Annotated in this window: 7 protein-coding genes; 5 read left to right on the top strand and 2 right to left on the bottom strand. The window is 69.1% G+C overall.

Annotated features, from left to right (window positions below):
• Positions 1-393: 393 nt before the first annotated feature.
• On the bottom strand, positions 394-873 hold the full coding sequence (locus AB0H42_RS33405; RefSeq protein ID WP_265802444.1) for a gamma-glutamylcyclotransferase: 480 nt from the start codon (positions 871-873) through the stop codon (positions 394-396).
• Positions 874-1,127: 254 nt separating this feature from the next.
• On the opposite strand from AB0H42_RS33405, the gene AB0H42_RS33400 reads away from it, so the two are divergent.
• From AB0H42_RS33400 to AB0H42_RS33385, 4 genes are all read left to right on the top strand, one after another.
• A complete protein-coding gene (locus AB0H42_RS33400; protein WP_357063254.1) occupies positions 1,128-2,531 on the top strand; it encodes an NAD(P)H-quinone dehydrogenase in 1,404 nt (467 codons plus the stop codon).
• A gap of 520 nt (positions 2,532-3,051) precedes the next feature.
• Positions 3,052-3,957, top strand: coding sequence for a hypothetical protein (locus AB0H42_RS33395; protein WP_357063251.1), 906 nt, complete (start codon positions 3,052-3,054; stop codon positions 3,955-3,957).
• Positions 3,958-4,189: 232 nt separating this feature from the next.
• Complete coding sequence (locus AB0H42_RS33390) at positions 4,190-5,131, top strand: hypothetical protein (protein WP_357063249.1); 942 nt, start codon at positions 4,190-4,192, stop codon at positions 5,129-5,131.
• An 84-nt stretch (positions 5,132-5,215) separates the two neighbouring features.
• Complete coding sequence (locus AB0H42_RS33385) at positions 5,216-6,421, top strand: PLP-dependent aminotransferase family protein (RefSeq protein ID WP_357063247.1); 1,206 nt, start codon at positions 5,216-5,218, stop codon at positions 6,419-6,421.
• On the opposite strand, the gene glpK is transcribed toward AB0H42_RS33385, so the two are convergent.
• Positions 6,403-7,899 (bottom strand): glycerol kinase GlpK, encoded by a 1,497-nt coding sequence (gene glpK / locus AB0H42_RS33380; protein ID WP_357063244.1) that lies wholly within the window; start codon positions 7,897-7,899, stop codon positions 6,403-6,405. The genes AB0H42_RS33385 and glpK overlap by 19 nt on opposite strands.
• A gap of 344 nt (positions 7,900-8,243) precedes the next feature.
• Here glpK and glpD point away from each other — a divergent pair, with 344 nt between their 5' ends.
• Positions 8,244-9,977, top strand: coding sequence for a glycerol-3-phosphate dehydrogenase (gene glpD / locus AB0H42_RS33375; protein WP_357063257.1), 1,734 nt, complete (start codon positions 8,244-8,246; stop codon positions 9,975-9,977).
• Positions 9,978-9,984: the final 7 nt, after the last annotated feature.

The following is a 9,984-nucleotide window of genomic DNA, read 5'->3' as shown; positions in this document are numbered from 1 at the left end:
CCTTGGTCTCGCCGTTTCGGCCTCGAGACTCGAGCCTTCGGCTCATGCGCTTTCGAGGCCGAAACGGCGAGACGGGCCTCAACCCTTCGAGGTGTCTCGTAAGACTCGACGCATACGGTTGCGTCGGCATTCGATGGCCGGATCGGATGCCGACTCGACCGCCCGGCCGACCTGGCGTCTGATCGATTTCACGAACAGCGGCGACCGCTCGGCGCCTCGCCTTACGAGGACCTGCAAGGGCCGAGGCCCGTCCCGTCCCTTGGCCGGAGGTGCTCAATGGTCGCGCGCTATGGACGGTCCACCGCACATCGCATGAGCCGAAGGCTCGAGTCCCGAGGCCTGAACGGCGGGACCGAGGGGGCCTCGACCCCGCGCGCCGCAGGCGCGCCGAAATCAATTGAAGTTGTTTCCCGGGCCCACGTTCCGGCTGTTGCGGGTGCGCAGGGCGTGTACGTACTCCTCCGGGGCGCCCGCCTTCTCGGCCGCGTCGGCCATCACGCCGATGTAACGCGCCGACGGGAGTCCGCCTTCGTAGGCGTCGAGGACGTACAGCCAGGCGAGGATCGGGTCGCTGCCGCTCCCCGGACTGGGAGTCACGCGGAGCCGGATCTTGCGGTGGATTCCGAAATCGGATCCCTCCCAGCGGTCGAGCCGCTGCTCGTCCTCCGGGGAGACGTCGTAAAGCACGACGAAGACCCGGGAGCCGGGTTCTTCCACCACGGTGGCGAGCGGACCTTCCCAGCCGATGTCGTCCCCGCTGAAGGTGAGGCGCCAGCCCTCCAGCCAGCCCGTCCCGGACATGGGGGAGTGCGGACAGCGCTCGAGCATCTGGGTCGAATCCATATTGGACCCGTAGGCAGCGTAGATCGGCACACCGGCAGCTTAGTTGTGTGCTCGCTCTCACCGGTACGGGGCGTCGTAAATCGGGTTCCCGGCTGTGCTTCGGGCCGGTGCGACCAGGCCGGGAGCGTGCGCGGGGTGCGTGCCGGGGCTGCCTCCACCTTCGGCGCGGCTCCGCGCGGAATGCCGATGGGGTGCGATCGGCAGCACCTATTAGGCTGGTTCCCGGCGAGTGAAGGCCGCGAAGCTGCCGCGCGCCGCGCGGGTGATTAGGACAAGGGGAATGTATGACCCGCATTGCGATCATCGGTGGCGGACCGGCAGGCTACGAAGCGGCGCTGGTCGCGGCCCAGCACGGGGCGCAGGTGGTGCTGATCGATTCCGATGGTATCGGCGGGGCGTGTGTGCTCTGGGATTGTGTGCCGTCGAAGACGTTCATCGCTTCCACCGGTGTTCGGACCGATCTGCGGCGCGCCCGAAACCTGGGGATCACGCTCGACCCGAGCCAGGCCGAGGTGCGGTTGCCCGAGGTCAACGAGCGGGTGAAGGCGCTGGCGCTGGCGCAGTCCTCGGATATCCGGTCCAAGTTGCAGGCGGCGGGGGTGCGGGTGCTGCCGGGGCGGGGGCGGCTGGCGGGGCCGGGATCGGGCCGGGCGACGCATCGGGTCGTGGTGTCGTTCCCGGACGCGACCGAGGAGACCGTCGAGGCGGAGGTGGTGCTGATCGCCACCGGTGCCTCGCCGCGGGTGCTGCCCGGGGCCGAGCCGGACGGGGAGCGGATCCTGAACTGGCGGCAGCTCTACGACCTGGCGGAGCTGCCGGAGACACTGGTGGTGGTCGGTTCCGGTGTGACCGGCGCCGAATTCGTCTCCGCGTACACGGAAATGGGCGTGCGGGTGATCCTGGTGTCCAGCCGGGACCGGGTGCTGCCCGGGGAGGACGCGGACGCCGCCCTGGTGCTGGAGGATGCCTTCGCCGAACGTGGTGTGGAACTGGTGAAGCACGCCCGGGCCGACAAGGTGGAGCGCACCGGTGATTCGGTACTGGTCACCCTGGCCGACGGCCGAACGGTGTCGGGTTCGCACGCCCTGATGACCGTGGGATCCACGCCGAACACCGGTGGGCTGGGCCTGGAGCAGGCCGGTATCGAACTGGACCGCGGCGGATACCTGCGGGTGGACCGGGTCTCGCGGACCGGGGTGCCCGGTATCTACGCCGCGGGTGACTGCACCGGTCTGTTGCCGCTGGCCTCGGTGGCCGCCATGCAGGGCCGGATCGCGATGTACCACGTGCTGGGCGAGGGGGTCAGCCCGATCCGGCTCAAGACGGTGGCCTCGGCGGTGTTCACCCGTCCGGAGATCGCGACCGTGGGGGTGAGCCAGACGGCCATCGACAACGGGGAGACCCCGGCACGCACGGTGATGCTGCCGCTGAACACCAATCCGCGGGCGAAGATGTCGGGTCTGCGCCGCGGTTTCGTCAAGATCTTCTGCCGTCCGGCAACGGGTGTGGTCATCGGCGGTGTGGTGGTCGCCCCGATCGCCTCCGAGCTGATCCTGCCGATTGCGCTGGCGGTCCAGAACAATCTGACGGTCAACGATCTGGCGCAAACCTTTTCGGTGTACCCCTCGCTCACCGGCTCGGTCATGGAGGCCGCCCGCCAGCTCATGCGCCACGACGACCTGGGCTGAGTTGTCGGCGGCGCCGGTGGGTAGTGGGTGGGAATACCGACCCGTCCGGGAATTGCGGCCGTAAACGAAATCGGTTGCCGGAATCGGCCCGAGTTCCTGGTCGCGTCACTGCTTTTTCACCCGTGTTTCACCCGCGAGTGTTCCTGCCCGTGGTGAGTTTTCGTCACATTGCCGGAATTGCTCGAGTGTGGTTCACTTCCGAGGCAGAGATGCGATCGACGGGCGGTCGTGGAGTTTGGTGCCGGGGGATTCGTCCTTTCGGACTCGGACAGCGAACGGCCCACTATCGGGTGAACCGCTGGAGTTCGTGTCTCGGATGAGACGGAACTGGACGCGGACCGCAGGTGGCGCCGCATCCGGGAAAGGGATTGGGCGAAAAGTGAAACATCGTAAGCCGAACCGGGCGGGCCGGGCGGTGGCGAGCACTTCGCTGCCTCTTGCGACTGCCGCGGCCATGGCCATTTTCGCGTCGCCGGCGGGGGCCGTTCCGAGCGACCAGCCGGCTACCCCGACGACGCCGGTGCCCGCGCCTTCGCAGCCGGGTACGAATAATCAGCAGCAGCCCGGCACCGATGGCCGGCAGAGCGAGCCGGAGACCACGCCGAGCCAGCCCGGTGTGCAGAACAACGAGGAAAAGCCGGAGAGCAGCCCGACTCCGAGCCCGAGCCAGCCCGGTGTCACCACCCCGGAGCAGGGTCAGGACGAGCAGGGCCGCACCGGCCCGACCCAGCCCGGTGTCACCACGCCGCGCGTGGCGCCCCTGCCCGTCCCGGGGCAGCCCGCTCCGGCGCAGCCGGCCATCTCGCCGAATACGCCGCAGGGGCAGCAGCCGCCCGCGCAGCCGGGTGACGCGCCCGCCGTGGCGCCGGAGACCGATGGGGAGAACGCGCAGCCCAGTGCTCCGCAGACCGATACCCTGATCGAGCCGCAGAGCCCGCAGTGGCAGGCGCCGAGTATGGACGAGGCGCCGGTCGCGCCGGTCGTCGAGATGCAGGGTCCGCATATGGAGATCGGTGCCGCCCTCGACGGCGGTTCCCTGGCTCCCGGGCATTTCGCCAACACCCACCACTTCTCCAATCAGTCCGGCTATGTCGGCACCGCCGGCTTCCGTACCCCGACGGGTACGGGCGAGGCCGGTATCTCGGTGGAATTCGTCGACGAGAACACCATCAACGTGTCGACGTTCACCGGTGGGAACGGGTTGCCGGACAACCGGCTCGACCACGTGATCGACACCACCCCCGTGAACACGGCGAAGGCCGCCGTGGAGCACTGGATCGCTCAGCAGCCGGGCGGCGCCGCCGCGCTCGACGCCGCGGCCAAGATTCCGCCGCCCCCGCCGCTGCTGCCGCCGGGCAACTACCCGGAGCAGGCGCTGAACCTCGGTGGCGTCAATACCCAGTGGGGTGGTTCACTCCAGTACTGACACGAGTGAAATCTTGCCGGGTGGGGCGGTCGTGCACGGCCGCCCCACCCGCGTGTCTCGGAAGGGATGGGCTGTGACCGGCGAGGGCGAAGGTAGAGAGCGCGAACCCGAACGGGCGGATTTCGGACCCCCTACCGGCGATTTCGGTCCGCCGGTATCGGAGTTCGGGCCGCCGACGGGCGAGCCATCGATGCCGGGCTGGAAGCCGAATACGCGTCCGGAGGATTCCGGCTTGACCTGGCGCCCGGCACCCGGTGCCGGCGCGGCCGAGCCGCCGGCTGTTCCTCCGCCGCCGCCCGGATACCGGGCGCCGGACAGCTCCACCCCGGTCCAGCGACCGGCGCCGGCCGAGTCCCGGCCGGTGACGCGGCCCGCGCCCGACGCGGACTCCACCACGGTCCGCCACCAGATTCCACCGGATCCGGCCCCGCGCACCTCGCCGTCCGGCGAATGGGCACCGGTACCGGATCAGGCCACGGTCCGCCACACCGGTCCGGACCTGCGTTGGCCGGGGGCGGGTCAGCCGAACCAGTCCGGTGGGTCCGAGCCGGCCGCGGGTTCGGTCCGGCCGCGGGCGGGTGGTCTGTCCTGGGACAGCGATCCGATCGCCCAGAAGCTCACGCCGCAGTCGGTGGCCGGGGCGCTGGCCGCGAAACCGCGCCGCGGTCTCCCGCCCGGCCGGATCGTGACGGTGGTCGCGGTGCTGGTGGCGTTGGTCGCGGTGGGGGTGGCGATCGTGGTGGTGAGTGGTGGTGACGATGCGCCCGCGGGGCCGCCGGTCGCCGATTCCGGTTCCGCGCTGAGCTGTCCGGCGAGTCAGGAGGGCGGGGTGATCGTCGGCGACGGGGTCGGGGATACGACCAGCGGCGCGGGCGCCATTCTCGGTTTCCAGCATCAGTTCTACGTGGAGCGTAGCGGGGTGGGAGCCCGTCAGTTCGTCGCGGCGGATTCGCCTGCCATTTCTTCCGCGGAGACGATTCAGTCGGCGATCGATACGCATATTCCGGCGGGTACCGAGCATTGCGTGCGGATCACCGAGCGGGCACCGAACTCGTTCGATGTCGACCTGACCGAGCTGCGTCCGGACGGTAAGACGACGGTGTACAAGCAGACGGTGACCACGGTGGATCGGGACGGGAAAACCGTGCTCTGGGTGATCGCAGACCGCCGCTGATCCCAGTATGTGAAATCACAATGTCATATGGTGATAATTCATGGGATGATCGGGTTTATCGGCAGGTAATTTCCGGAGGCTCCTATGTCGCATCTCGAACCGCCGCTGGCCGGCAAGCTGGCCGGCCTCACCAGCTCCGTCATTCGTGACCTGCTGAAACTCACCGCCGCCCCGAATATTCTCAGTTTGGCCGGCGGCCTGCCCGACGCCGAGCTGATGCCCGGCGCGCGCATGGCCGCCGCGGCGGAGTCGGCGCTACGGACCAGTGCCGCGCTGCAGTACACGGAGTCCCCGGGGTGGGGCCCGCTGCGCGAGGTCCTGGCCGGCCGGGAATCGGACCGGTTCGGTCGCCGGGTCGATATCGCCGAGATCTTCGTGACCCATGGTTCGCAACAGGCATTGTCACTGCTCGCCGAGGTGCTGCTCGACCCGGGGGCGCTGGTGGTGGTCGAGGATCCGGCCTATGTCGGCGCGCTACAGGTGTTCCGGGCGGCCGGTGCGCGGATCGTGGCGGTGCCGCTGGACGGCGAGGGCCTGCGGGTGGACCGGCTCGCCGAGCTACTCGCCGCCGGGGAGCGTCCGGCGCTGGTGCACACCGTGAGCAACTTCCACAACCCCGGTGGCGTGACCATGAGCCCCCACCGCAGGCAGGCGCTCGCCGCGCTGGCCGAGGAACACGGGTTCTGGGTGATCGAGGACGATCCGTACGGCGAACTGTGGTTCGACCGGCCCGCGCCCGCGCCGGTGGCCTCGTATTCGTCGACGGTCATCCGGCTGTCCTCGGCGTCGAAGATCATCGCGCCCACCCTGCGGGTGGGCTGGATGGTGGCTCCGCCACGGGTGTGCCGGGCGGTCGAACTGTTGAAACAGGGGGCCGACCTGTGCGGTTCGGCGCTCACCCAGCAGATCGCCGCCGAACTGCTCGCCGACAGCGCCTGGCTCACCGGCCATATCGACACGGTCCGCGGGGTGTACGCCACCCGCGCCACCGCCCTGGTCGACGCGGCCAGCGACCATTTCGGCGACCGGTTGCGCTGTACGGACGCGTCCGGGGGCATGTTCGTCTGGGCGGAGTTCACCGACGGCACCGACACCGGTGAACTGCTGCCGCGGGCACTCGCGACGGGAGTCGCCTTCGTCCCGGGCGGGGCGTTCGCGGTGAGTAACCCCTACCCGAACGCCATGCGGATGTGCTTCACCACCGCCGCGCCGGAGATGCTCACCGAGGCGATGTCACGGCTGGCCCGGGCCGCCGGCGACCGGGCACCGGTTCATTCGGCCCAGTTGTAGGTGCGTTCGACCGCCTTGTTCCAGTCGGCGAGGCGGGAGTCGCGGTCGGCGGCGGACATACTCGGGTTCCAGGTCTTGTCGGCGGCCCAGTTTGCCCGGATGTCTTCGGTGCCCGACCAGTATTCGACCGCCAGCCCGGCCGCGTAGGCGGCCCCGAGCGCCGTGTTTTCGTTGACCAGCGGACGGACGACAGGTATATCGAGAATATCGGCCTGGAACTGCATGAGCAGATCATTGGCGACCATACCGCCGTCGACCTTGAGGGCTGTCGCCTCGAGGTCCAGCGATCGGGATTCGGCGTCCGCGCGCATGGCGTCCATCACCTCGCGGGTCTGGAAGGCGGTCGATTCCAGGATCGCGCGGGCGAGATGGGCCTTGGTGACGAATCGGGTGAGCCCGGCGATCACCCCGCGGGCGTCGGGCCGCCAGCGCGGGGCGAACAGCCCGGAGAACGCCGGGACGATATAGGCGCCGCCGTTGTCGTCCACGGTGCGCGCGAGATCCTCGATCTCCGGCGCCGAGGAGATGATGCCCAGATTGTCGCGGAACCACTGCACCAGGGCGCCGGTGACGGCGATCGACCCCTCCAGCGCGTACACCGGCGGCCGGTCGCCGAGTCGATAACACACCGTGGTCAGCAGGCCGTGCTCACTGAAAACGGGGGTGGTGCCGGTGTTCAGCAGCATGAAGTTGCCGGTACCGTAGGTGTTCTTGGCCTCGCCCGGAGCCAGACACGCCTGCCCGAACATCGCGGCCTGCTGGTCGCCGAGGATACCCGCGACCGGCACTCCCGCCAGCGGACCCGCGCCGATCTCCGCGTAGACCTCCGAGGAACTCCGGATCTCCGGCAGCATCGCCGTCGGCACGCCGATCTCCGCGCAGATCTGTTCGTCCCAGGCCAGCGTGCGCAGATCCATGAGCAGGGTGCGCGAGGCATTGGTGACATCGGTGATGTGCCGGCCGGTCAGCTTCCACAGCAGCCAGCTGTCCACGGTACCGAAGCACAGTTCGCCCGCCTCCGCCCGCTCGCGCGCGCCCGGCACGGTGTCCAGGATCCAGCGCACCTTGGGTCCGGAGAAATACGTCGACAGCGGCAGGCCGGTACGCTCGGCGTAGCGCGCCGCACCCGAGGATCCGGCGAGTTCGGTACACAACCGGTCGGTGCGCGTGTCCTGCCAGACGATCGCGTTGTGAATGGGCCGACCGGTGTCGCGTTCCCAGACGACGGTGGTCTCGCGCTGGTTGGTGACGCCCACGGCCGCGATATCGCCCGCGGTGATGCCGGCCTCGTCCAGTACCGCGCCGAGCACGAATTCGGTGTTGCGCCACAGGGTTTCCGGATCGTGCTCGACCCAGCCCGGCTTCGGGAAGATCTGGTCGTGCTCGCGCTGGGCGACCCCCGCGATCTTTCCCTGCCGATCGAACAGTATGCATCTGCTCGAGGTCGTGCCCTGGTCGATGGCGGCCACATAGCGCATGGCAGGAGGCTAGCGCAATCCGGCCGATCGGTGACGGGTGTCTCCCCGCCGACGTTTGCCAGAGGCTCCCCCGTACGCGTACCTCCGCCTTCGCTCCGGCCGTGCGCGGTTGTCGGCGGGCTTCGCCCGGCTGTGCCACTAGGCGTACCTCCGCCTTCGCTCCGGCCGTGCGCGGCTGTCGGCGGGCTTCGCCCGGCTGTGCCACTAGGCTTGGACACCGAACGCGCAAACCCACAGCCGACCCCAGTCGATCGCGTACTCGAGGAGTCGATACCGATGATGCGATACCTACGCCAACGCTTCGGCCTCTGCGGACCGCATGCCTCTGCTCCGGAGGAGGGACGCTGATGTTACAGCCGGGATCGCAGTTTCTCGGACCTGATCAGCGCCGTTCCGCATGGGAACGCTTGAACAAGGACCACTTCGATGTGATCGTGGTGGGCGGCGGTGTCGTGGGGGCCGGGATCGCCCTCGACGCCGCGACCCGCGGCCTGAAGGTGGCGCTGGTGGAGGCGCGCGATCTGGCCTCGGGGACCTCCAGCCGGTCGTCCAAGATGTTCCACGGTGGCCTGCGGTATCTGGAACAGCTCGAATTCGGTTTGGTCCGGGAGGCGTTGAAGGAACGCGAACTGTCCATGTCGCGCCTGGCGCCGCACCTGGTAAAACCCTTGCGGTTCCTCTACCCGCTCACCCGGCGGGCGTGGGAGCGGCCCTATGTCGCGGCGGGACTGTTCCTCTACGACACCATGGGCGGGGCGAAATCCGTGCCGGGGCAGCGGCATCTGTCGCGGCACGGGGCGCTGCGGCTGGCTCCGGGTATGCGGCGTAACTCGATGATCGGCGGGATCAGCTACTACGACACAGTGGTGGACGACGCCCGGCACACCATGACCGTCGCCCGTACCGCCGCCCACTACGGCGCGGTGCTCCGCACTTCCACCCAGGTCGTGGGGTTCCTGCGGGAAGCCGACCGGGTGGTCGGCGTGCAGGTACGCGACAGCGAGGACGGAACCAACGGTGAGGTCCGCGGTCATGTGGTGATCAACGCGGCCGGTGTGTGGACCGACGAGGTGCAGGCGCTGTCGCTGCAGCGCGGCCGGTTCCATGTGCGGGCCTCCAAGGGCGTGCACATCGTGGTCCCGCGTGATCGGATCGTCAGCGACGCCGCGATCATCCTGCGCACCAGCACCTCGGTGCTGTTCGTGATCCCGTGGGGCGCGCACTGGATCATCGGCACCACCGACACCGACTGGAATCTCGACCTGGCCCATCCGGCCGCCACCAAGGCCGATATCGACTATCTGCTGGAACGGGTGAACGAGGTGCTGGTCACCCCGCTGACCCATGCGGATATCGACGGGGTGTACGCGGGTCTGCGCCCGCTACTGGCCGGGGAGAGCGACGAGACCTCGAAACTGTCGCGTGAGCACGCCGTCGCGCGGATCGCGCCGGGACTGGTCGCCATCGCCGGCGGCAAGTACACGACCTACCGGGTGATGGCCTACGACGCGGTGGACGAGGCCGCCCAGGACATCCCCGCCCGGGTCTCGCCCTCGATCACCGAGAAGGTGCCGCTGCTCGGCGCCGACGGCTATTTCGCGCTGGTCAACCAGACCGTGCAGCTGGCCGAAGACTACGGAATACACCCGTACCGGGTGAAACATCTGCTGGAGCGTTACGGTTCGCTCGTCGACGAGGTCATGGCGCTGGCCGCGGACCGGCCCGACCTGAAACAACCGATCGCCGCGGCTCCCTCCTATCTGCGGGTCGAAGCGGTGTATGCCGTGGTCGCGGAGGGTGCGCTGCACCTCGACGATGTGCTCGCCCGGCGCACCCGGATCTCCATCGAGTACCCGCACCGCGGCGCCGAGTGCGCCCAAGAGGTCGCCGGGCTCATCGCCCCGGTGCTCGGCTGGAGCGACGCGGAGACCGACCGCGAGGTCCGGACCTATTTGGCCCGGGTGGACGCCGAGGTGCGGTCGCAGACCCAGCCCGACGATGCCTCCGCCGATGCGCTGCGGATCGTCGCGCCCGAACCCCGGCCGGAAATCCTGGAACCGGTGCCCACCGAGGGCTGAACCGTCC

It is taken from the genome of Nocardia sp. NPDC050799, from assembly GCF_040654015.1.
Lineage (GTDB): Bacteria > Actinomycetota > Actinomycetes > Mycobacteriales > Mycobacteriaceae > Nocardia.
Note: the sequence above shows the minus strand (reverse complement) of the source record. Positions and strands in the feature narration are given on the sequence as shown.

What these genes read in the sequence shown, in the direction of transcription:
- glpK (WP_357063244.1), bottom strand. Translation starts at nt 7,899, where the DNA reads ATGCGCTATGTGGCCGCCATCGACCAGGGCACGACCTCGAGCAGATGC.
- AB0H42_RS33385 (WP_357063247.1), top strand. Translation starts at nt 5,216, where the DNA reads ATGTCGCATCTCGAACCGCCGCTGGCCGGCAAGCTGGCCGGCCTCACC.
- AB0H42_RS33400 (WP_357063254.1), top strand. Translation starts at nt 1,128, where the DNA reads ATGACCCGCATTGCGATCATCGGTGGCGGACCGGCAGGCTACGAAGCG.